This window comes from Massilia sp. UBA6681 (assembly GCF_002454935.1).
GTDB classification, from domain to species: Bacteria; Pseudomonadota; Gammaproteobacteria; order Burkholderiales; family Burkholderiaceae_D; genus Telluria; species Telluria varians.
This window is the reverse complement of sequence record NZ_DKJX01000127.1, coordinates 21,543-44,759: the sequence shown is the minus strand read 5'-3', so window position 1 is coordinate 44,759 and position 23,217 is coordinate 21,543. Positions and strand designations below refer to the sequence as shown.

Sequence of the window (23,217 nt, the reverse complement as noted above, 5' to 3'; positions counted from 1 at the left end):
CCGTCGCCGGCGCCGCCACCGCCACGCCCGCCGCACCGGCAGCCAAGCCGGCCCCGACAGCCAAGCCGGCAGCACCGGCCGCGCCCAAGCCCGCGGAGAAGGGCTTCGCCGATACCCTGATGGACAACATCAATATCGTCGCCGCCGGCGCCGCCATCCTGCTGCTCGGCGCGCTGGGCATCTCGCAGCGCCGCCGGAAAAAGCAGGACGGCGCCAAGGGCGTCGTCGCCGAGCCCTCGGTGCTGGGCGTGCCGACCCAGGGCGCGCACTCGCTGTTCGCGCAAACCGGTGGTCAGAGCGTCGACACCAGCAACAGCGTGTTCAATTCCAGCTTCGCCCCGTCGGCCTCCCAGCTCGACACCAATGAAGTCGACCCGGTCGCGGAAGCCGACGTCTACATCGCCTACGGCCGCGACGCCCAGGCCGAGGAGATCCTGAAGGAAGCCTTGCGCACCCATCCGGAACGCCATGCCGTGCGCCTGAAGCTGCTCGAGATCTATGCCGCCCGCAAGGACCTGCGCGCCTTCGAGACCCAGGCCAGCGAGCTGTACAGCCTGACGCGCGGCATGGGTGACGAGTGGGCCCAGGCGGCCGCGCTCGGCCTGAGCATCGACCCGTCCAATCCGCTGTATGCCGCTGCCGCCGGTGCGGCGCCGGTCGCACCGAACCCGAGCCCGCAGGAGCGCGACCAGCAGTCGCTGCTGTCGCAGCAGCTCGAAGCCTCGTTCCGCGGCGGCGCCCCGATGGCGGCCCTGGGCGCAGGCGCCGTGGCCGGTGCGGCCTACGCCGCGATGGACCACGACGAGCAGCAGGACGCGACTGCCGTGCCGGAAGCCGATGTGCTCGCCGCTCCGGTGGCCGAGCAGCGCCTCGAGGACAACTCGCTCGACTTCGACCTCGGCGGCCTGAGCTTCGAACCGGTCGCCAGCACCGAACCGATCGCCATGACCGGCCCCGGCCGCGACGCCGCGCTTGACGACACCGCCGTGCCGGACCTCGACTTCGCGCTCGATCCGATCACGCCGCCCGACCTCGGCGCCGCGCCTGCGCCGGCCAGCGAAGAGCCTTTCGATCTCGCCTTCGACATGAGCTTCGGCGAGCCGGAAACCGCCGCGCAGCCGGATGTGGCCGCCGCCGTCCCGGGCGCCACGGACCGCGACATGGCCGGCCTGGCCGCCGAATTCGACCTGCCGCCGCTGCCCGCGGTCGACGAAGACGAGGTGCCGGTGCTGGCCCCGGCCGCCGCCGAAGAGGACCCGCTGTTCGACCTGGACACCATGGACTTCGGCCTGCCGCCTGCCGCTGTGGCACCCGCCGCCGTGGCCGAGGCGACCCCGTTCCACGAAGAGGTGCCCGCCATCCTCGGCGCGACGGCGACCTCGAACGGTGCGGACGATCCGCTGTTCGACCTCGATACCATGGACTTCGGCAGCCCGGCCGTGCCAAGCCCCGCGCCGAGCCTGTCCCAGCCTGCGGTCGAGCCCTTCGAGTTCGACGCGCCGCCGGCAGCTGCAGCCAGCCCGGCCGCCGACGAAGACCCGTTCGCCCTGGACGAGTTCCCGGCGGTCGCGCCCGCCGCCGCACCAAGCGAGCCGTCCTTCGACCTGGCCGACATCGACCTCGAGCTGCCGTCCTTCGAGCAGCCCGCAGTGAGCGCGGCAGACCTGCCGGTGCCGGGCGAGGCTCTGGAGCCGGCCGCGCTGTCGCCGGAGCACATGGAAATGGAAACCAAGCTCGATCTCGCGATCGCCTACCAGGAAATCGGCGACAAGGAAGGTGCGCGCGAGCTGCTCGATGAAGTCATCAAGGGTGGCAGCAGCGAACAGGTGAGCAAGGCCAGCGCAATGCGCTCCCTGCTGGCGTGAGGCGCATCGCACTGGGTGTCCAGTATGTAGGCACCGCCTGGAACGGCTACCAGAAGCAGCCGGCGCGCAATACGGTCCAGGACCAGCTCGAGATCGCCCTCGAGAAGTTCGCCTGTACCTTCCTTGGCACGACCTGCGCCGGCCGCACCGACGCCGGCGTGCACGGCATCGAGCAGGTGGTCCACTTCGACACCGAGCTCGACCGCGCCATGCAGAGCTGGGTGCGCGGCGTGAACGCCTTCCTGCCCGATTCGATCGTGGTGCGCTGGGCGCACGAGGTCAAGCCGGATGCCGAGGGTAACGAGTTCCACGCGCGCTTCTCGGCGCGCTCGCGCACCTATCACTACGTGCTGTACAACAACCCGAATCCCTCGGCGCTGCTGGCGAACCGGGCCGGGTGGGTATTCCGTCCGCTCGACGTGGAACGGATGCGCGAAGCCGGCCAGTACCTGATCGGCGAGCACGATTTCTCGGCCTTCCGCGCCTCGGGCTGCCAGGCCAATTCGCCGGTCAAGCAGATGCACGAGGTGAGCATCCAGCGCTACGGCGACCTGCTCGTGTTCACGGTGCGCGCCAGCGCTTTTCTCCATCACATGGTGCGCAACATCGTCGGCTCGCTCATCTATGTGGGCACGGGCCGCAACGAACCCGGCTGGATGAAGGAAGTGCTGGAGAGCCGCTCGCGCGACGTGGCCGCGCCCACTTTCATGCCGGACGGCCTGTACCTGGCGAAAATCGATTACGATCCCAAGTGGGGACTGCCGCAGGAGCCTTCCCATCCGCTCCCGTGGCTCTGAGCCACTACCTGGACATCGACATGCAACGCACCCGTATCAAAATTTGCGGCATCACGCGCGCGGAAGACCTGCGCGCGGCCGTCAGTGCCGGCGCCGATGCGCTGGGTTTCGTTTTTTATCCGAAAAGTCCGCGCTACGTCACGCCGGAACAGGCGGCCGAGCTGTGCCGGACGCTGCCGCCCTATGTCAGCGCGGTGGCGCTGTTCGTCAACGCGACGGTGGACGAGGTGAGGGCGGTCGCCGAACGGGCGCCGCTGTCGCTGATCCAGTTCCACGGCGACGAGACGGTCGAGCAGTGCGCGGCGCTGGCTGCTGCCGTGCAGCGGCCCTTCGTGAAAGCCTTCCGCGTCCGGCCGGACACAAGCCCGGACGAACTGCTAGAATACGAAGGTATATACCGCGCCGCCAGTCCCTGGTTCTCCGGCCTGTTGCTGGATACCTGGGTGGACGCCTACGGCGGCGCAGGAAAGGTCTTCGATTGGTCTCTCGTCCCAAAAGAGCTCGCGCCTCGGGTCGTTTTGAGTGGTGGGTTGAACGCACACAACGCGACTGACGCGGTGCTACGTGTTCGTCCCTTCGCGGTCGACGTCAGCAGTGGCGTCGAAGCGCAGAAGGGCATCAAGGATGCCTGCAAGCTTGCCGATTTCATCGGCGCAGTGCGGGCCGCCGACGCCATCCCATCGAGTGAGAACCATCATGAAAGATCGTCCTAGCGGCAACACGCCGCTGTTCCAGACCCCGGATTACCAGCTGCCCGACCAGACCGGGCACTTCGGCCCCTACGGCGGCAGCTTCGTCGCCGAGACCCTGTCGCATGCGCTGGCCGAATTGAACGAGGCTTACGCGCGCTTCTCGAACGACCCCGAATTCCTCGAGGAATTCCGCTACGAACTGGCCCACTTCGTCGGCCGTCCGTCGCCCGTTTACCACGCCAAGCGCTGGTCCGAGCAGGTGGGCGGCGCCCAGATCTTCTTCAAGCGCGAAGACCTGAACCATACCGGTGCGCACAAGATCAACAACGTGATCGGCCAGGCCCTGCTGGCGCGCCGCATGGGCAAGAAGCGCATCATCGCCGAGACCGGCGCGGGCCAGCACGGCGTGGCTACCGCCACCATCTGCGCGCGCTTCGGCATGGAGTGCGTGGTCTACATGGGCAGCGAGGACGTCAAGCGCCAGGCGCAGAACGTCTACCGCATGAAACTGCTGGGCGCGACCGTCGTGCCGGTGGAGTCCGGCTCCAAGACGCTGAAGGACGCGCTCAACGAAGCGATGCGCGACTGGGTCACCAACATCGAAAGCACCTTCTACATCATCGGCACCGTGGCGGGGCCGCACCCGTATCCGATGATGGTACGCGACTTCCAGTCCGTGATCGGCGAGGAATGCCGCGTGCAGATGCCGGCCATGACCGGCCGCCAGCCGGACTACGTGCTGGCCTGCGTCGGCGGCGGTTCGAACGCGATGGGCATCTTCTATCCCTACATCGACGAGCCGGGCGTGAAGCTGGTCGGCGTCGAACCGGCGGGCGAGGGCCTGGAGACGGGCAAGCATGCGGCGTCCCTGAGCGCCGGCATCCCGGGCGTGTTGCACGGCAACCGCACCTACCTGCTGCAGGACGAGAACGGGCAGATCATCGAGACGCATTCGGTGTCGGCCGGCCTGGATTACCCGGGCGTGGGGCCGGAGCACGCCTGGCTGAAGGACATCAAGCGCGCAGAATACGTGAGCATCACGGACGAGGAAGCCTTGCAGGCCTTCCACGACTGCTGCCGCATCGAGGGGATCATCCCGGCGCTGGAGTCCTCGCATGCGATCGCCTACGCGACCAAGCTGGCGGCCACGCTGCCGAAGGACCAGCTCATCCTGGTCAACCTGTCGGGCCGCGGCGACAAGGACATGCACACGGTGGCGCAGAGGATGGGGCTGGATTTCAGCTGACCGTCTTCCCGCACCCTCGTGAACCTTTAATAGAAAGAACAGCATGTCCCGTATCGAATCGACCTTTGCCGCCCTCAAGGCGCAAAATAAAACCGGCCTCGTCACCTTCATCACGGCCGGCGACCCCGGTCCCGAACTGACCGTGCCGCTGATGCACGCCCTGGTGGAGGGCGGCGCCGACGTCCTGGAACTGGGCGTTCCGTTTTCCGACCCGATGGCCGAAGGCCCGGTGATTCAGCGCGCTTGCGAGCGCGCGCTCAAGTTCAACGTCGGCCTGCAGGACGTCTTCGGTTTCGTGCGCGAATTCCGCAAGACGAATGCGACGACGCCGGTGGTCCTGATGGGCTACGCCAACCCGATCGAGCGCATCGGCCCCGACAACTTCATTCGCTGCGCGAAGGAAGCGGGCGCGGACGGCGCGATCGTGGTCGACTATCCGCCGGAAGAGTGCGCTTCGTTCGCCGAAGCGATGCGCGCCAACGAGCTCGACCTGATCTTCCTGCTGGCCCCGACCTCGACCAAGGAGCGGGTGCAGCAGGTGGCGCAGTACGGCAGCGGCTTCAGCTACTACGTCTCGCTCAAGGGCGTGACCGGGGCCGGCAGCATCGACACGGCCGACGTGGCGCGCCGCGTGGCGTCGATCCGCGAGCATGTCAAGCTGCCGATCGGCGTCGGTTTCGGCATCCGCGACGGCGCCACCGCCCGCGCGGTGGCGGAAGTGGCGGACGCGGTGGTGATCGGCAGCCGCATCATCCAGGAGCTGGAGTCGGTGCCGAAGGAGCAGGCTGTGGACGCGGTGCGCAGCTTCACCTCGGGTATCCGCAGCGCGCTGGACGCCTGAACGAAGGTTGCCTTCACGCAAGGCGCGGTTTGTGCTGCCGCGTCTTGCCCTGTAAATCATCGCAGTACATTGGATCCGTTGTTCCCCTAAACAATTCTTGGATCCCGCGATGAAAATACAGATTGTCAACGTATCGGTAGCTCAGTCAGCTAAAGTACTGGCCGTGCTTTACGCAGTAATGTCGCTGCCCATCATGCTGTTCGTAACAGCAGCCGGCTTCGTCGGCGGCGGTCTTGGCGCAGGCATTGGTGTAGCCATTATGACGCTGTTGATTGCCCCACTTGTTTATGGTCTGATTACGTTCCTATGCACCGGTCTGGTGGCCTGGCTTTACAACCTCGTGGCGCGGCGTGTCGGCGGCTTGGAATACAGTGTCGCCGAGATGCCCGGCGTCGGAGCCAAGACCTGACGCGGCAACCGCGGCGGCATGGGGGCGCCACGATGGCGCCCTTTTTTATTTGATGTCGGAATGGCAATTGGCAGGCCGACATGATTCGACAAGCGGCACGCTTGCGGCTACACTACCGCCACTTCGAAGACTTGCCGCAAGGAGAAAAGATGAGTTGGCTAGAAAAACTGCTGCCCCCACGGATCCAGCGCTCCGATGCCGCCAAGAGTAAGACCATGCCGGAAGGGCTGTGGGTCAAGTGCCCGTCGTGCGAATCGGTCCTGTACCGCGCCGACCTGGAATCGAACCAGCACGTCTGCCCCAAGTGCGACCACCACATGCGCATCCGCGCCCGCGAGCGCCTCGATGCGCTGCTCGACGAGGGTGGGCGCTATGACATCGGCCAGGAAACCCTGCCGGTCGATACCCTGAAATTCAAGGACAGCAAGAAGTACCCGGACCGCCTCAAGCAGGCCATGGACGCCACCGGCGAGACCGATGCCCTGATCGTGCAGGGCGGCTCGATCATGAGCCTGCCGGTCGTCGTGGCCTGCTTCGAATTCGAATTCATGGGCGGCTCGATGGGTTCGGTCGTCGGCGAACGCTTCGTGCGCGGCGCCCAGGTGGCGCTGGAGCAGAAGGTGCCCTTCATCTGCATCACCGCCACCGGCGGCGCCCGCATGCAGGAAGGCCTGCTGTCGCTGATGCAGATGGCCAAGACCACCGCCATGCTGACCAAGCTGTCCGAGAAGAAGCTGCCGTTCATCTCCGTGCTGACCGACCCGACCATGGGCGGCGTCTCGGCTTCGTTCGCCTTCATGGGCGACGTCGTTATCGCCGAGCCGAAGGCCCTGATCGGCTTCGCCGGCCCGCGCGTGATCGAGAACACCGTGCGCGAAAAGCTGCCGGAAGGCTTCCAGCGCGCCGAGTTCCTGGTGCAGAAGGGCGCCGTCGACATGATCGTCGACCGCCGCAAGATGCGCGAAGAAATCGCCCGCCTGCTGGCGCTGCTGCAAAACCAGGCCGCCGACGCGCTGGCCTGATCCCGTCCCGGTGCGGGCGCCCAGGCGTCCGCACCAGCGCCCCCGCGCGCACTCACCGAAGTCCATCCAATGTCCACTCTTCCGACCACCTTGCCCGACTGGCTGGCGCTGCTCGAGTCGCGCCATGCCGAAACCCACATCGACATGGGCCTCGACCGTGTCCGCGCCGTCAAGGAGCGCATGGGGCTCGCCTTCAGCTGTCCCGTGATCATGGTAGCCGGCACCAACGGCAAGGGCTCGACCTGCGCCATGCTGGAAGCCGTGCTGCTGCAGTCCGGCTACCGCGTCGGCCTGTACATCAAGCCGCACTTCCTCGACTTCAACGAGCGCGCCCGCATCAACGGCGAGATGGCGTCCGATGAGGCGCTGATCCAGGCGTTCAATGCGGTCGAAGCCGTGCGCGGCGAGGTCTCGCTGACCTACTTCGAATTCACCACGCTGGCGATCATGCACCTGATTTCGCAGGCCGGCGTGGACGTCGCCATCCTCGAGGTCGGCCTGGGCGGGCGCCTCGATGCGGTCAACGTGGTCGACGCCGACGTGGCGATCGTCACCAGCGTCGACATCGACCATACCGACTACCTGGGCGACACCCGCGAGAAGATCGGCTTCGAAAAGGCCGGCATCTTCCGTCCGGGGAAGGCCGCGATCTGCAGCGACCCGGTGCCCCCGCAATCGCTCATCGATCACGCGGAAAGCATCGGCGCCGACCTGTGGCTGCTCGGCCGCGACTTCAACTACCAGGGCGACCAGCAGCAGTGGAGCTATGGCGGCCGCGGTCAGCGCCGCAATTCGCTGGCCTATCCGGCCCTGCGCGGCGCCAACCAGCTGCTCAACGCCTCGGCCGCGCTGGCCGCGCTCGAGGTGCTGCGCATGCAGCTGCCCTGCGGCGCGCAGGAAGTGCGCGCCGGCCTGGCCATGGTCGAGCTGCCTGGACGCTTCCAGGTGCTGCCGGGCCGTCCGACCCAGGTGCTGGACGTGGCCCACAACCCGCACGCAGCGGCGGCCCTCGCGCACAACCTCGGCAACATGGGCTTCCACCGCTACACCTACGCGGTGTTCGGCATCATGGAAGACAAGGACATCGAGGCCGTGATCGCGCCCTTGACGGGCATCGTCGACCACTGGTGCGTCACCGCGCTGCCGTCGCCGCGCTCGGCGCAGCCGGAACAGCTGGCCGAAAAGCTCGCGGCGATCGGGCCCGCGGGCGCGAAAGAGGGTGATTTTTCGGTCACCACTTTCGCCACGCCGCTTGACGCCTATGCGAATGCCGTGAGCCGGGCTGGGGAGAATGATAGAATTGTGGTCTTTGGCTCGTTCTACACGGTCGCCGGCGTCATGGCGGCCCGCAAAAACTCACTACACTGATTCTAGATAAGCATGGGCTTGTTCTCGTTCGGTAGCAAAAACAAGCAAGACACTGTCCGGGACAGCGGCCACTTCGTCAAGGATGACGACGCCGCCTATGGGCAGCAGGCCCGCGCCAAGCGCGCGTCCAACGCCGGCGAAGGCGCCACCCGCGGCCGTGGCCGTGCCGGCGCCGATCCGATCCTCCCCGAGAAGAAGCGCGCGCGCCGCCGCCTGGTAGGCGCGATCGCGCTGGCGCTCGCCGCGGCGGTCGGCCTGCCGATGCTGCTCGATTCCGAGCCCAAGCCGCTCGGCGCCGATATCGCCATCAACATCCCGTCGAAGGACAAGGCGGCGGCCTTGCCGGTGCCCGCCGCGGCCAGCGTCGACAGCGGCGAGGAAATCGTCGAGCCGATGGACGAGGCGCCGCTCGAGACGGCCCAGCCGCCGGCGCCCGCAGCCAGGGTGGCGACGGCGCCGGCCGATCCGCCGCCCGTTCGCACCCTCGACACCGCCCGCACCGAGCCGGCCGTGGCCAGGGCCGAGCCGAAGCCGGAACCGGTCAAGCCGGAGCCCAAGCGCGAGCCGAAGTTGGAAGCGCACCCGAAGGTTGCCGACCTGGAGCCGAAGAAGCTTGAAAAACCTGCCGAGAAGCCGCCGGTCAAGCCGGTCGAGGTGAAGCCGGTCCCGGTACAGAACGACGCCGCGCGCGCCATGGCCATCCTGGAGGGCAAGCCGGTCGTGAAGGCCACCGGCCCGTCGCAGAAGTACGTGGTGCAGGTGGCCGCGCTGGCGACCCAGCAAAAGGTCGATGAGCTGCAGGGCCGCCTGCGCGCCGCCGGCGTCTCTTCCTTCACCGAAAAATCCGGTGACCTGATCCGCGTGCGCGTGGGTCCGTACAGCAAGGAAGAGGGCGAGAAGATCCGCTCCAAGCTCATCGCCATGGGCCTGTCCGGCACCATGGTGCCGCTCTGATCCGCAGTAGCAGGCAAGGGCTGGCGGCGTGACGATTTTCGATTACCTGGTCTTGTTCGTTCTGGTATCGTCGGTCATCATTTCCACCCTGCGCGGGCTGGTCAAGGAGATCCTGTCGCTGCTGGGCTGGATCGTGGCCTTCGTGGTGGCGAACGCCTACGGGGCGACACTGGCGCCGATGTTGCCCGAGTTGCTTCCCGGCGAGACCGCGCGCCTGATCATGGCCTTCGTGCTGCTGTTCCTCGGCGTGCGCATCCTGATGGGCCTGCTGTCGCTGGCGATCGGGGCCCTGATCACGGCCACCGGCCTGAGCCTCGCGGACCGCGGCCTGGGTGGATTATTTGGATTGGCGCGCGGCATTGTAATCGTGCTGGCCGCCGTCATATTGTGTGGGATGACGTCCATCCCGCAACAGGATTTCTGGAGGAACGCGCTGCTCTCGCCGATGGCGGAAACCGGAGCGCGCACCGTCAAACCATTTCTCCCTGCTGCCCTGGCGCAGCACGTGAACTACTAATCTTTCGTAATCAGCAATCCAGTTTTAGGAGCGCACCATGTGTGGCATCGTCGGCGTCGTCTCGAACAATCCCGTCAACCAGCTTCTGTATGACGCCTTGCTGCTGCTGCAGCATCGCGGCCAGGACGCGGCGGGTATTGCAACCAATCACAGCAGCATGTTCTCGATGTACAAGGCCAATGGCCTGGTGCGCGACGTGTTCCGTACTCGTAACATGCGTACGCTGCAGGGTAATACCGGTATCGGCCACTGCCGCTATCCGACCGCCGGTTCCTCGAGCGAGGAAGAAGCGCAGCCCTTCTACGTCAACGCCCCGTTCGGCATCACCCTGGCCCACAACGGCAACCTGACCAACCAGGCCCAGCTCAAGGAAGAGCTGTTCAAGAACGACCGCCGCCACATCAACACCGACTCCGATTCGGAAGTGCTGCTGAACGTGCTGGCCCACGAGATCCAGGAAGCGGCCGACGGCTACAACCTGGACACCGACGCCATCTTCAAGGCGGTGGCCGCGGTGCACCGCCGCGTGCGCGGGGCGTACGCCGTGGTGGCGCAGATCGCCGGCCACGGCATGCTGTCCTTCCGCGACCCGTTCGGCATCCGTCCGCTGTGCCTGGGCGTGAACGAGGGCGAGCACGGCCTTGAGTACCTGGTGGCGAGCGAATCGGTGGCGCTGGAAGGCCTGGGCTTCCGCTTCGTGCGCGACATCGCGCCGGGCGAAGCGGTGTTCATCACCAACGACGGCCAGCTGCACGAGCGTCAATGCGCCGAGAATCCGTCGCTGAATCCCTGCGCTTTCGAATACGTGTACCTGGCCCGTCCGGACTCGGTGATCGACGGCGCCTCGGTCTACGCGACCCGCCTGCGCATGGGCGAATACCTGGCCGACAAGATCCGCAAGGAGATCCCGGTCGACGAGATCGACGTCGTGATGCCGATCCCGGATTCCTCGCGTCCGGCCGCGATCCAGCTGGCCCTGAAGCTCGGCGTCGAGTACCGCGAAGGCTTCATCAAGAACCGCTACATCGGCCGCACCTTCATCATGCCGGGCCAGAACATGCGCAAGAAGTCGGTGCGCCAGAAGCTCAACGCGATCGCCTCCGAATTCAAGGACAAGAACGTGCTGCTGGTCGACGATTCGATCGTGCGCGGCACCACCAGCCGCGAAATCGTGCAGATGGCGCGCGACGCCGGCGCCCGCAAGGTGTTCTTCGCCTCGGCCGCGCCGCCGGTGCTGTACCCGAACGTGTACGGCATCGACATGCCGACTCGCGACGAGCTGATCGCCCATGGCCGCACCAATGAGGAGATCTGCGCGGAGATCACCGCCGACCGCCTGGTCTACCAGGACGTCGATGCGCTCAAGAAGGCGATCTCGGACGTCAATCCGGCGCTGAAGAATTTCGAGGCCTCCTGCTTCGACGGCGTCTACGTGACCGGCGACGTGACGCCGGAATACCTGGATCGCCAGGAATCCGCGCGCCACAAGGGCGGCAGCAAGGGCGTCGAGGATGCGGCCACCAACCAGCTCAATCTCAACCGTCCGGCCACGGCGGAGTAAGACCATGAGCGAGCAGAAGTACGGTTTCACCACCACCATCCTGCACAACGACCGCAGGAAAAGCATCGAGCAGGGCTCGCTGCACAAGCCCGTGCATACCTCGGTGGCCTTCGGCTACAACGATGCGCGCCAGCTGGCCTCGGTCTTCCAGGGCAAGGAACCGGGCTTCCGCTACGGCCGCCAGGGCAACCCGACCGTTAGCGCGCTCGAAGACAAGATCAGCAAGATGGAAGACGGCGTCGGCACGATCTGTTTCGCGACCGGCATGGGCGCCATCGGCGCGCTGTTCCAGGGCCTGCTGAGGGCGGGCGACCATATCGTCTCCTCGTCCTTCCTGTTCGGGAACACCAACAGCCTGTGGCAGACGGTGGCAGCCCAGGGCGTGGCGGTGGACTTCGTCGATGCCACCGAGGTCGCCAACGTGGAAGCAGTGCTCCGGCCCGATACCCGCATGGTGTTCGTCGAGACCATCGCCAACCCGCGCACCCAGGTGGCGGACCTGGCGCGCATCGGCCAGCTGTGCCGCGAACGCGGCATCCTGTACGTGGTCGACAACACCATGACCACGCCCTGGCTGTTCCGCCCGAAGGCGGTGGGGGCGGGCCTGGTGGTCAATTCGCTGACCAAGTCGATCGGCGGCCACGGCATCGCGCTGGGCGGCGCCCTGACCGACACCGGCCTGTTCGACTGGAGCGCCTATCCGCATATCGCGGCCAACTTCCGCAAGCAGCCGCTAGCTGCCCAGGGCCTGGCCCAGCTGCGCGCCAAGGCCCTGCGCGACTTCGGTGCGGCCCTCGGGCCGGAAGCGGCGCACCACATCGCAGTGGGCGCCGAGACGCTGGCGCTGCGCATGGAACGCACCAGCGCGAATGCGCTGGCGCTGGCGCAGATGCTGGAGCTTGATGAGCGCGTGGCGGCTGTGCACTACCCGGGACTGGCCTCGCATCCGCAGAACGGCATTACGCAGGAGCTGTTCCGGGCCGGCGGTTCGCTGATGAGCTTCGAGCTGCTTGATAGTATCGACCCCTTCGACTACCTGAACCGCCTGAAGCTCGGCATCCCGGCCAGCAACCTGGGCGACACCCGCACCCTGGTGATCCCGGTGGCGCACACGATCTTCTTCGAGATGGGCGCGGAGCGGCGCGCCAGCATGGGCATCGCCGAGTCCCTGATCCGCGTCTCGGTGGGCATCGAGGATACCGAGGACCTGCTGGCGGACTTCCGCCAGGCGCTCGAGGCGTAAGCAGAATCGGCAGCCCTGGGCTGCCGATTTTGTTTCAGCGGTTGAGCAGGGCGGCACATTGCCGCTATCATGGGATTTCCTTTTACCTCAGCCATCTGCCCATGAAGACCAAGCTGTTCCTTGCATCCCTGCTGCTGTGCGGCGCCGCCTTTGCCGGCGAGCTGGAAGACGCCAATGCCCTGTTCGAGAAGAAGGACTACGCGGGCGCGATGAAGATCTACACCAAGCTGGCCAATGCCGGCAATCCGGCCGCGCAGCAGGCGCTGGGCCAAATGTATTTCTACGGCGAAGCAGGGGAGGTGGACGAAGCCAGGGCTGTCGATCTGTTCAAGAAATCCGCCGCCAAGGGCAACAAGGTCGCGATCGCCTCGCTCGAGCTGATCGAGCAGCGCGTCAAGCGCCGCAAGGACATCGATTACTGGATCAAGGGCTACGACGGCGAAGACCTGAAGTCGGGCGAGTTCCGCTGCACCGCGCCGCGCATTCCCGCGATGTCGAAGGTCAATGCCGACATCGACCGCATCAGCGCGGCCGTGCAGACGTGGCAGGAGTGCTACAACAAGTACGTCACCAACCTGAACGCGTCGCTGCCGCTGACCAAGCGCGTCCCGAGCGACATCCAGAAGCTGATGAACAAGGAGGAGATGGAGAAATCGAATGCCTACCTGGCCCAGCTGCAGGAAAACCTGACCGAGGAAGCGAAGGTGGGTTCGAAGCTGGTGCTGGCGGACTACGCCGCATGGCGCTCGGCGACCGATGCCTATGTGACCGAGCACAACCAGATGGTGAAATCCGCCAAGAAGGATTCCCACTGGGCGGACAAGAAGATTCAATAAGCCGCCGCGCAAGCCGGCGGCTTGGTGGGCGCAGGCTTAATGCCAGCTGCGCATCAGGCCGACGGCCAGGCCTTCCAGCGCGAACTCGTCTTCCGGGTTCACCTGGATGACCTTGAAGTCCGGATTCTCCGGCAACAGCTCGACCAGGTTGCCGGTCTTGCGGTAGCGCTTGACCGTGACTTCTTCGCCGAGGCGGGCCACCACGATCTGGCCGTTCTTGGCGCTGTCGATCTTCTTGACGGCCAGGAAGTCGCCGTCGCAGATGCCGGCATCGCGCATCGACCAGCCCTTGACCTTCAGCAGGAAGTCGGGGCGCGCCGAGAACATGGCGGCGTCCACGGAGTAGGTGGCTTCGACGTGTTCCTGGGCCAGGATCGGCGAACCGGCGGCCACGCGGCCGACCAGCGGCAGCGACATCATGAGGGCCGCAGGCACCATCGGGACCTGTTCGACGGAGGCGCCGACCAGGCGGATGCCGCGCGAGGTGCCCGGCGAAATCTCGATGGCGCCCTTGCGCGCCAGGGCCTGCAGGTGTTCTTCGGCCGCATTGGCCGATTTGAAACCCAGCTCGGCCGCGATTTCGGCGCGGGTCGGCGGGAAGCCGGTGTTTTCGATCGCTTCCTTGATCAGGTTAAGGATCTGTTCTTGCCTTGCAGTGAGCTTGAGCATGGGTGTTTTACGGCATTAGTTGTAAGAGCAGACTGTATTTTTGTACAGTATTCTGATATGCGCAAGGGCAAACACGGGAAAACTGTAAAAAATTTGTGCAGTGCGTCCGCATTCGTGGCGCCGATGCCTGCTTTTGGCCGCCATTTGCCGGGCTGCTCCATGCCATGGGTTCCCATCCGCCGGCTTTTCAGGCTATAATCGAAGGCTTTCCCTTCCCACACTCGTCTTGACGCCGAGGTGGGCATTTGTTTAAACGTCCTCAAGGAGTGTTGCATGCGTCATTATGAAATCGTTTTTATCGTCCACCCGGACCAGAGCGAACAAGTTCCGGCGATGATCGAGCGTTACAAGACCACGGTGACCAGCCGCGGCGGTAACATCCATCGCGTGGAAGACTGGGGCCGTCGCCAGATGGCTTACCAGATCCAGAAGCTGCCGAAGGCTCACTACATCTGCATGAACATCGAGTGCGACAACGAGACCCTGGTCGAGCTGGAAACCGCATTCAAGTTCAACGATGCCGTCCTGCGTCACCTGACCGTCAAGATGAAGAAGGCCGAAACCGCACCGTCGCCGATGATGAAGTCGGTCCAGCGCGAAGACGCAGCCAAGAGCCACCGCGCAGAAGCAGCAGCCGCTGCTCCGGCCGCCGCTGCCTAAGTTTTTTCTCGGGAATTCGTAGAACGCAGTGAACCGGTTCCAGCTCATCGCGACCATCGCGGAGCGAGACGTACTGCGTTTCACCCCGGCCGGCGTCCCCATCGTGGGCGCGATCCTGATGCACGATTCGCAGCAGGTCGAGGCCGGAGTGGCAAGGCAGGTCGCGTTTGAAATCCCTGCGCTCGGCGCGGGCGAGATTTCAGGCAGGCTGGAAAGCGCCGAGCTCGGCGCCGCCTACCGCTTCGAAGGATTCCTCGCACGGAAAAACCGCAACAGCAAAGCCTTGGTGTTTCACATCATTGATTTCAGTGCCGCGTAACAGTACTCGGCCTATTTAGATTACAGATACAGGAGCCTCAAAATGGCATTCGGTAAAAAGTTCGACAAAAACAAAGCTAAAGAAAAAATGAAGCGCAAGCAGCAGAACCCGCTGTTCAAGCGCAAGAAGTTCTGCCGCTTCACCGCCGCAGGCGTGGAACAGGTGGACTACAAGGACGTCGACACCCTGAAGGACTTCGTCCAGGAAAACGGCAAGATCATGCCGGCACGTCTGACCGGTACCAAGGCGCACTACCAGCGCCAGGTCGACACCGCCATCAAGCGCGCACGCTACCTCGCGCTGCTGCCGTACACCGACCTGCACAACGCTTAAATCGCGGCACGTCAGCTAGATATCCTGGAGAAAAAATATGCAAGTTATTCTGCTCGAAAAAGTCGTCAACGTCGGTAACCTGGGCGACGTCGTCAAAGTCAAGGACGGTTACGCACGTAACTTCCTGATCCCGCAAAAAATGGCACGCCGCGCTACCCAGGCCGCCGTGGCCGAGTTCGAAACCAAGCGCGCCGAACTGGAAAAAGCAGCAGCTGAGAAGCTGTCGGCTGCCCAGGCGCAAGGCGACAAGCTGAGCGGCATGACCGTCACCATCGCCCAGAAGGCGGGCGTGGACGGACGTCTGTTCGGTTCGGTCACCAACTTCGACATCGCCGAAGCCCTGAGCAAGCAAGGTTTCCCGGTCGAGAAGTCGCAGGTTCGCATGCCGACCGGTCCGCTGAAGACCACCGGCGAATTCCCGGTCTCCGTCGCGCTGCACACCGACGTCGTCTCGGAAATCACCATCGCCGTCGTCGGCGAAGCTGCCTAAGCATAACGACAGGCAACTGTTGTTTTAATGAAAAAGCCGGGTTCGCCCGGCTTTTTTTATACCCGGAAATCTCGCCAATTATGTCAGCCGTGTGACCGGAAACGGTATAATGCCCGCCATGAATTCCCCATCCGATCCGCAAGTCGATTCCCTGCGCATCCCGCCGCATTCCATCGAAGCAGAACAGTCCGTCATCGGCGGCCTGCTGCGCGATAACGCAGCCTGGGACCGCATTGCCGACTTCATGCACGCAGAGGATTTCTACCGCTACGACCACCGCATCATCTTCGAACAGATGATCCGCCTGATCAACGCCGGCAAGCCGGCGGACGTGATCACGGTCTACGAAGCCTGCAACATGCTGGGCAAGGCCGAGGAGGTGGGCGGCCTGCAGTACCTGAACGCGATGGCGCAGAACACGCCGTCGGCGGCGAATATCCGCCGCTACGCCGAGATCGTGCGCGACCGCGGCATCCTGCGTAACCTGATCACGGTCGCCGACGAAATCTCGGGCAACGCCTTCAACCCGCAGGGCAAGGAAGTCAAGCAGATGCTTGACGAGGCCGAATCGAAGATCTTCGCCATCGCCGAAACCGGCGCGCGAGGCCAGCAGGGCTGGAACCCGATCCAGCCGCTGCTCACGCAAGTGGTCGAGCGCATCGACGAGCTGTACTCGCGCGAGAACCAGGGCGAGATCACCGGCGTGCCGACCGGCTTCATCGACCTCGACCGTATGACCTCCGGCCTGCAGCCGGGCGACCTGGTCATCGTCGCCGGCCGTCCGTCGATGGGCAAGACCGCGTTCTCGGTCAACATCGGCGAGAACGTCGCGATCGAAGCCGGCCTGCCGGTGGCTGTTTTCTCCATGGAAATGGGCGGCGCCCAGCTGGCCATGCGTATGCTCGGCTCAGTGGGCCAGCTCGACCAGCACCGCCTGCGTACCGGCCGCCTGAACGACGAAGACTGGCCGCGCCTGACGCACGCCATTCAAAAGATGAACGACGCCCAGCTCTACATCGACGAGACGCCGGCGCTGAACCCGATCGAGATGCGCGCACGGGCACGACGCCTGGCGCGCCAGTGCGGCAAGCTGGGCCTGATCATCGTCGACTACCTGCAGCTGATGCAGGGCAGCCAGCCGGGCGACAACCGCGCGGCCGAGATCTCCGAGATCTCGCGAAGCCTGAAAGGCCTGGCGAAAGAGCTGCATTGCCCCGTCATCGCACTGTCCCAGCTGAACCGCTCGCTGGAACAGCGACCCAATAAACGACCCGTCATGTCCGACCTGCGCGAATCGGGCGCTATCGAACAGGACGCCGACGTTATCATCTTCCTGTATCGCGACGAGGTCTACAATCCCGACTCGCCCGATAAGGGAACCGCCGAGATCATCATCGGTAAGCAGCGTAATGGCCCGATCGGGGCGATTCGCCTTACCTGGATCGGCTCCTACACCAAGTTCGGCAACTACAGCGGCAACCTGAGCATCTATCAGGGCGATTAAGAAGCAATAAGCCGCGATTTACCACCTCGCCGCTGCCAGCCGTGGCAGCGGTCTCGAAGTCCCAAGAGATTCACAACGGAGAATAATATGTTCGGACGCCTGATGCCCCAGGAGGGCAAGTTTTTTGACCTGTTCAACCAGCACGCCGCCCTGTGCGTGAAGGGCGCGCAGGAAATGGTTGGCCTGATGACCAACTTCGACGACCTGGAAAACCGCACCCACGCCGTCGAAAGCATCGAAAAACAAGCAGACAAGATCACCTACGAATGCGTCGACCTGCTGCACAAGACCTTCATCACCCCGCTCGACCGCGATGACATCCACAAGCTGATCACCAGCATGGACGACATCCTCGACATGATGGAAGACGCGGCCCAGACGGTTTCGCTGTACGACCTGCACGCCGTGACCCCGGAAGCCGCGCGCCTGGCCGAACTGTGCCTGGCTGCCTGCAAGAAGGTGCAGGAAGCCGTCTCCCTGCTGCACGACATGGGCAACGCCCAGAAGATCGTCGCCATCTGCGAAGAGATCGACCGCTTCGAATCGGACGCCGACCACGTGATGCGCGCCGCCATGTCCAAGCTGTTCCGCGACGAACCGGACGTGCGCAACCTGATCAAGATGAAGGCGATCTACGAGATCCTCGAAACCGTCACCGACCGCTGCGAAGACGTGGCGAACATCGTCGAAGGCATCATCGTCGAGAACGCGTAACGTGCACAGCGCACACGCACAACAAGAATAAACATGGAAACTATTAACATCAGCATTTACGTGCTGGGCTTCCTGGTGCTGCTGGCACTGGTATTCGACTTCATGAACGGCTTCCACGACTCGGCGAACTCGATCGCCACCGTGGTGTCGACCGGCGTGCTGAAACCCCAGCACGCGGTGGCGATGGCCGCCTTTTTCAACTTCATCGCGATCTTCGTGGTCAACATGAAGGTGGCGCAGACCATCGGCAAGGGTACCATCGACCCGCACGTGGTCGACCACTACGTCATCTTCGGTGCGCTGGTCGGGGCGATCGCCTGGAACATCATCACCTGGTACTACGGCATCCCGTCCTCGTCCTCGCACGCGCTGATCGGCGGCCTGGTGGGCGCGGCGGTGGCCAAGGCAGGCACCGGCTCGCTGATCTCCGGCGGCCTGCTCAAGACCGTGGCCTTCATCGTGGTCGCGCCGATGCTGGGCTTCGCGCTCGGCTCGATTATCATGCTGATCGTGTCCTGGACCTTCGTGAAGTCGACGCCGCGCAAGGTCGACACCTGGTTCCGCCGCCTGCAGCTGGCCTCGGCCGCGGCCTACTCGCTGGGCCACGGCGGCAACGACGCGCAGAAGACCATGGGCATCATCTGGATGCTGCTGATCGCGGCCGGCTACGTCAGCGCCAGCGACACCCATCCGCCGGCCTGGGTCATCATCTCCTGCTATGCCGCGATCGCCTTCGGCACGCTGTTCGGCGGCTGGCGCATCGTCAAGACCATGGGCCAGAAGATCACCAAGCTCAAGCCGGTCGGCGGCTTCTGCGCGGAAAGCGGCGGCGCCATGACCCTCCTGATGTCTAGCTACTTCGGCATCCCGGTCTCGACCACCCACACCATCACCGGCGCGATCGTCGGCGTGGGCGCCTCGCAGAAGATGTCGGCGGTGCGCTGGGGCGTGGCGGGCAACATCGTCTGGGCCTGGATCTTCACCATCCCGGCCTCGGCCTTCATGGCCGCGATCGCCTGGTGGATCGGCACCCACATCATGTAAGAAGCGCCCCTTCGCTGCTGCATGGAAAGCCCGGCCCGTCCGGGCTTTTTTACGTCCCGCGGGCGCGCGGGGCGTATACTGGCTTGCCGCCCCCATGCCGCGCAGGAATCATGAACCCGCGTATCGATAAGGCGATCCCGGCCGCGAGCACGCTTGGTCTCGGTGTGAACAGCCCACTGCGTCCCTTCCTGGCCTTCCTGCGCCAGCGGATGTCGCTCCTGCTCGTGTGGCCGGCGATTGCCCTGGTCGTCATCGCCGTGCTGTGGAGCTATGTGCTGCGCGGGCTGGGACACGAAGAGCGCGAGCGCGGCGCCGAGCTGGAGCAGCAGGCCGGGGCCTATGCGCAGAGCCTCGTCATCCGCACGCGCCGCTCGATCGACGAGACCGACCGCCTGCTGCTGCTGTTGCGCCACAGCTGGGCCAGCTCGGGCAACCGCGGCGATCTTGCCGGCACCCTGGAAGCAGGGATCTTTTCTCAACAATATATGTCTGCGGTAGCATTTATCGACCGCAATGGCATCGCCGTCACCAGCACGCATCCGGCTGCCGTCGGCCGCTACTTCGGCAACCGGCCCTATTTCGTCGCGCAGCAGCATGCCGTCGAGGATCGCCTGTACCTGAGCGGACCGCTGGACGCCCAGCTGACCGGGCAGGAGGTGGTCGCCTTTTCGCGTCCGCTCCTGACCCCCGACGGGCGCTTCGACGGCATTGTGCTGATCAACGTCTTGCCTGCATTCTTTACACAGCACTACGCCGAGCCGATCCTGGGGAAATACGGATTCGCCGCCGTGGCGCGCACCGATGGCGCCCTGCTGGCCACCCGCACGGGCGACACCGTCCATTCCTACCGCAAGCCATTCCTGCGCGAGCCCATGCCGGGCCGAGATCCGCAGGGCGTGGCCTTGCTCGGCGGACGGCGCTGGTTCGCGGACGGAAGGCTGCGCGTGGTCGGCTGGCAGCCGTTCCCCGACCTCGGGTTGGTCGGCATCGTCGGTATCGACGAATATAGCGCCATGGCGGCCTTCTGGGCCCACCGCGAGGCCCGGCTTGCCGCGGCCTGGTGGAACAGCGCCTGGATCATGCTGGCCGGGCTGCTGGCCACCGGTGTCTTCGTGCACGCGCGCTGGCGCCAGCACCAGATGGACGCCCTGCGCGCCGCCTACCGCCTGGCCACCGAGGACGCCGGCGACGGCTTCTTCATCAACCGCCCGCTGCGCGACCGGCATGGCGTGATCCGCGATTTCAGCGTCGTCGACTGCAACCAGCACGGCGCCGCCATGTTCGGCAGGCAGGCGGAGGAGCTGATCGGCCACCGCCTGTCCGAGTTCTACCGGGGCGAATTGTTCGAGCGGGCCTGCGAGCGCCTGTGCCAGGCCCTCGAGACCGGCTTCTACGATCGCGAACTGCCGGTCGAGCCGGCGCCCGACCAGCCGCTGCGGGCCCGCTGGATCCGCTACAAGGCGGTGCGCGCCAACGGCGACCTGGCGGTCACGATCCGCGACATCAGCGAATCCAAGGCGCATTTGACCGAGCTCGAGCGAAGGAGCAATTCGGACGAGCTCACCGGCCTGCCGAACCGCTACTGGATCCAGCAATTCCTGCCGCGGGCGATCGCGCGGGCGCGCGCTGGCGGGCATGGGCTGGCCGTGCTGTTCATCGACCTCGACGGCTTCAAGGCCGTCAACGACGTGCTCGGGCATGCGGCCGGAGACGAGCTGCTGCGTACCGTCGGCAAGCGCCTGAAACTGGCGGTGCGCCCGCGCGACCACGTGGTGCGGCTGGGCGGCGACGAGTTCGTGGTGCTGCTGGAGCAGGTCGGCAGCCGGGAAGACGTCGAGCACGTCGCCGGCCGTGTCCTCGCGGCCTTCCACGACGGCTTCCACGTGCAGCACGCCACCCACGTGCTGGGCGCCTCGATCGGGATCGGCCTGTATCCCGAGCACGGCGAGGATGCCGAGACCCTGCTCAAGAATGCGGACATCGCGATGTACTCGGTCAAGACCGAAGGGAAGGGCGGCTTCTGCTTCTTCCAGTCGCGCTTCTTCGAGGCCATCCGCGCCCGGCTCGAAACGGAAGTGGAGCTGCGCCGGGCGCTCGACCTGCAGCAGTTCGTGGTGCATTACCAGCCGCGGGTGGATCTGGCGACCGGCAGCGCCGCCAGCATGGAGGCCCTGGTGCGCTGGGAACGCCCCGGCCAGGGCCTGGTCGGGCCCGACCGTTTCATCCCGCTGCTGGAAGAGACCGGTCTGATCGTGCGCCTGGGCGAGCAGGTGATCGACAGCGTCTGCCGCCAACTGGCGAGCTGGACGCGCCACGGCGCGGCCCTGGTGCCGGTCTCGGTGAACATCTCGCCGCGCCAGTTCAGCCAGTCCGATGTCATCGCGATGTTCCGCAACGCGGTCGCGCGCCACGGCATCGACCCGGGAATGCTGGAAATCGAGGTAACCGAATCGTCGATGATGCAGGAAGGGATCGGCGAGTCGGCCGTGTTCAGCCAGCTGCGCGAACTGGGCATCAAGCTGTGCATCGACGATTTCGGCACCGGCTACTCGTCCTTGTCCCAGCTGCAGAAGCTGCGCTTCGACGTGCTCAAGATCGACCGCGCCTTTGTGCTGCGCATCGAACACCCGGAAGGCGACACCCTGATCGCCTCGATGATTGCGATGGCCCACGCGCTGGGCATGCGGGTAGTGGCCGAGGGCATCGAAAGCCGCCGCCAGATGCAGCTGCTGCGGACCCTCGGCTGCGACGAAGGGCAGGGCTTCTACTTTTCGCGCCCGGTGGCGCCCGAAGCGCACCGGGCGCCGCTTGCCCGGGCCTGGGGGGGAGGAGCGCCCCTCGGTGGCCTTGTCGGCGCCTGTTTCAGCGGCCCGGAAGCTTGCGCCGCCGACCCGTGAAGGCAATCATCCCCGCGCCGGCCGCCAGCAAGGCCAGGGTTCCCGGTTCCGGCACCTCCGCAGGAAGCGAGCCGGAGAACTTCTGCAAGTGAATTTCGCCACCCTGATTCAGGTTCTTGGCGTATACGCCCCCCTCGACGTTGGCGCCGCCGGTGTTGCTGAACGTCCCGTTTGCTACCAGCACCTGTCCGCCGAAGGTGCGGCCGACGCTGACGCTGCTCGCGCCGGCGAAGTTCCAGATCAGCGAGCTGGCCAGGTTCTGGGGCTGGGCGAAGTTGGCGTTGAGGTTCAGGATGCTGTCGTTGGTATTGAAAATGACCGTGCTGGCGCCGTTCAGGTTAAAACTGAGATCGGAGGTGATGGACGAGAAGATCTTGCTGTCGAGCGTGGTCAGGTCGAACACCAGCATGCCGTCGACCGGCATGCCGTAAAAGCTGACCTGGCGGTCGTTATTGCTGAAAATGACCGAGGTGCCAGGGGTGGCCTGCAACGCCGATAATTGCGTGGACAGCCCTGTCATCAGCGACGAGAAATCGGTGGAGGTCGAGGCCTCCAGCGTGCTGTTCATCGTGCTGGTGGTCGCGTTCAGTACCTTGCCGTTCAGGTTGATGCCGCTATAGCTGGCGGCATGGATTTTCTGGCCGAAATTGACGTTGGAAGCGGCGCCGGCGACATAAACATTACCGTTGAAGCTGGAATTGGACGCCGAGCCGCCGACATGGCTTTCGCCGGAATTGACGGTGGCATTTTTGACGTTGCCGCCGACGACTGCCCCCAGGCCGTTCACGTGCACATTGCCGCTCACGTTGCCGCCCACCGTCAGGCCGGCATAGTTCGACGCGGGCGTCCTGCCGGCGTGCTGCACATATGCGCCACCCTCCACATCGCCTCCCACATAGGTGCGGCCGTCAACGTGCGAGGTCGAGTTCAGGTTGCCGCTGACGACAACGTTGAACTGCTGCAGCATTTCGGTGGAGGTGAGCGGTACGGCGGCGGCCTGGCCCGCACTGGACAGCATCATTACGGCAAACGCGGCGGAAGTGCGGGCAATCATGGGGTATCCAATCGTGATAACAGCGCAGATTCAATAATAACAACGTTAATTTCCTGGTGGATATTAGAGCTTTATGAGATTTTGCGCAACAAATTCGTCAAATTCGATGTGGCATATTGACAACTCCGGTAGTTTGCCGAGCTTAAGACGGGGGGCGAACGCAGCTTCCGAAATTCCCGGTG

The 23,217-nt window shown here is 64.8% G+C and carries 23 protein-coding genes; 21 read left to right on the top strand and 2 right to left on the bottom strand.

Annotated elements, in window-relative coordinates:
* From B2R83_RS23570 to B2R83_RS23510, 13 genes are all read left to right on the top strand, one after another.
* Positions 1-1,865 (top strand): FimV/HubP family polar landmark protein (locus B2R83_RS23570; protein WP_292045586.1); only part of this gene is annotated, 1,865 nt, incomplete at its 5' end.
* Entirely contained in the window at positions 1,862-2,662 is an 801-nt protein-coding gene (gene truA, locus B2R83_RS23565; RefSeq protein WP_292045584.1) for a tRNA pseudouridine(38-40) synthase TruA, read from the top strand. The genes B2R83_RS23570 and truA, both read left to right, overlap by 4 nt.
* Positions 2,663-2,682: 20 nt before the next feature.
* Positions 2,683-3,375, top strand: coding sequence for a phosphoribosylanthranilate isomerase (locus B2R83_RS23560; RefSeq protein ID WP_292045582.1), 693 nt, complete (start codon positions 2,683-2,685; stop codon positions 3,373-3,375).
* Positions 3,359-4,600, top strand: coding sequence for a tryptophan synthase subunit beta (gene trpB / locus B2R83_RS23555; RefSeq protein ID WP_036214321.1), 1,242 nt, complete (start codon positions 3,359-3,361; stop codon positions 4,598-4,600). The genes B2R83_RS23560 and trpB overlap by 17 nt, the downstream gene beginning before the upstream one ends.
* 43 nt (positions 4,601-4,643) lie before the next feature.
* Positions 4,644-5,441: a tryptophan synthase subunit alpha gene (gene trpA, locus B2R83_RS23550; RefSeq protein WP_292045579.1), complete on the top strand. Its 798-nt coding sequence runs from the start codon at positions 4,644-4,646 to the stop codon at positions 5,439-5,441.
* A gap of 109 nt (positions 5,442-5,550) precedes the next feature.
* A complete protein-coding gene (locus B2R83_RS23545) occupies positions 5,551-5,850 on the top strand; it encodes a hypothetical protein (protein ID WP_292045577.1) in 300 nt (99 codons plus the stop codon).
* 149 nt (positions 5,851-5,999) lie between these two features.
* The gene (accD, locus tag B2R83_RS23540; RefSeq protein ID WP_027866740.1) at positions 6,000-6,872 is read left to right on the top strand and encodes an acetyl-CoA carboxylase, carboxyltransferase subunit beta; all 873 of its coding nucleotides are present in this window, start codon (positions 6,000-6,002) and stop codon (positions 6,870-6,872) included.
* 69 nt (positions 6,873-6,941) lie between these two features.
* Positions 6,942-8,240 carry a bifunctional tetrahydrofolate synthase/dihydrofolate synthase gene (gene folC / locus B2R83_RS23535; protein WP_292045575.1) on the top strand — a complete coding sequence of 433 codons (1,299 nt, stop codon included), beginning with the start codon at positions 6,942-6,944 and terminating at the stop codon, positions 8,238-8,240.
* 12 nt (positions 8,241-8,252) lie between these two features.
* Entirely contained in the window at positions 8,253-9,194 is a 942-nt protein-coding gene (locus B2R83_RS23530) for an SPOR domain-containing protein (protein ID WP_292045572.1), read from the top strand.
* A gap of 28 nt (positions 9,195-9,222) precedes the next feature.
* Positions 9,223-9,711, top strand: a complete 489-nt coding sequence (locus B2R83_RS23525; protein WP_027866743.1) for a CvpA family protein — start codon at positions 9,223-9,225, stop codon at positions 9,709-9,711.
* 37 nt (positions 9,712-9,748) lie between these two features.
* Positions 9,749-11,272 (top strand): amidophosphoribosyltransferase, encoded by a 1,524-nt coding sequence (gene purF, locus B2R83_RS23520; protein WP_036214332.1) that lies wholly within the window; start codon positions 9,749-9,751, stop codon positions 11,270-11,272.
* A gap of 4 nt (positions 11,273-11,276) precedes the next feature.
* Complete coding sequence (locus B2R83_RS23515) at positions 11,277-12,515, top strand: cystathionine gamma-synthase family protein (protein ID WP_292045568.1); 1,239 nt, start codon at positions 11,277-11,279, stop codon at positions 12,513-12,515.
* A gap of 101 nt (positions 12,516-12,616) precedes the next feature.
* Positions 12,617-13,351, top strand: coding sequence for a tetratricopeptide repeat protein (locus tag B2R83_RS23510; RefSeq protein ID WP_292045566.1), 735 nt, complete (start codon positions 12,617-12,619; stop codon positions 13,349-13,351).
* A gap of 36 nt (positions 13,352-13,387) precedes the next feature.
* On the opposite strand, the gene lexA is transcribed toward B2R83_RS23510, so the two are convergent.
* Positions 13,388-14,020, bottom strand: a complete 633-nt coding sequence (gene lexA / locus B2R83_RS23505) for a transcriptional repressor LexA (RefSeq protein WP_027866747.1) — start codon at positions 14,018-14,020, stop codon at positions 13,388-13,390.
* A 273-nt stretch (positions 14,021-14,293) separates the two neighbouring features.
* Between lexA and rpsF the strand changes: the two genes are divergently transcribed.
* From rpsF to B2R83_RS23465, 8 genes are all read left to right on the top strand, one after another.
* On the top strand, positions 14,294-14,680 hold the full coding sequence (gene rpsF, locus B2R83_RS23500) for a 30S ribosomal protein S6 (protein ID WP_020656856.1): 387 nt from the start codon (positions 14,294-14,296) through the stop codon (positions 14,678-14,680).
* 28 nt (positions 14,681-14,708) lie between these two features.
* Positions 14,709-14,999, top strand: coding sequence for a primosomal replication protein N (gene priB, locus B2R83_RS23495; protein WP_209589003.1), 291 nt, complete (start codon positions 14,709-14,711; stop codon positions 14,997-14,999).
* Positions 15,000-15,041: 42 nt separating this feature from the next.
* A complete protein-coding gene (gene rpsR / locus B2R83_RS23490; protein ID WP_027866749.1) occupies positions 15,042-15,332 on the top strand; it encodes a 30S ribosomal protein S18 in 291 nt (96 codons plus the stop codon).
* 37 nt (positions 15,333-15,369) lie between these two features.
* Positions 15,370-15,822 (top strand): 50S ribosomal protein L9, encoded by a 453-nt coding sequence (gene rplI, locus B2R83_RS23485; RefSeq protein WP_285382482.1) that lies wholly within the window; start codon positions 15,370-15,372, stop codon positions 15,820-15,822.
* 118 nt (positions 15,823-15,940) lie between these two features.
* Positions 15,941-17,326 carry a replicative DNA helicase gene (locus B2R83_RS23480; RefSeq protein ID WP_209589004.1) on the top strand — a complete coding sequence of 462 codons (1,386 nt, stop codon included), beginning with the start codon at positions 15,941-15,943 and terminating at the stop codon, positions 17,324-17,326.
* 87 nt (positions 17,327-17,413) lie between these two features.
* Entirely contained in the window at positions 17,414-18,040 is a 627-nt protein-coding gene (locus B2R83_RS23475; RefSeq protein WP_036206524.1) for a DUF47 domain-containing protein, read from the top strand.
* 33 nt (positions 18,041-18,073) lie between these two features.
* A complete protein-coding gene (locus tag B2R83_RS23470; RefSeq protein ID WP_209589005.1) occupies positions 18,074-19,084 on the top strand; it encodes an inorganic phosphate transporter in 1,011 nt (336 codons plus the stop codon).
* A gap of 110 nt (positions 19,085-19,194) precedes the next feature.
* Positions 19,195-21,981 (top strand): bifunctional diguanylate cyclase/phosphodiesterase, encoded by a 2,787-nt coding sequence (locus B2R83_RS23465; RefSeq protein WP_292045554.1) that lies wholly within the window; start codon positions 19,195-19,197, stop codon positions 21,979-21,981.
* Here the strand turns inward: B2R83_RS23465 and B2R83_RS23460 are convergent.
* Positions 21,947-23,035: a collagen-binding domain-containing protein gene (locus B2R83_RS23460; protein WP_292045552.1), complete on the bottom strand. Its 1,089-nt coding sequence runs from the start codon at positions 23,033-23,035 to the stop codon at positions 21,947-21,949. The two genes, B2R83_RS23465 and B2R83_RS23460, sit on opposite strands and share 35 nt — an antisense overlap.
* Positions 23,036-23,217: the final 182 nt, after the last annotated feature.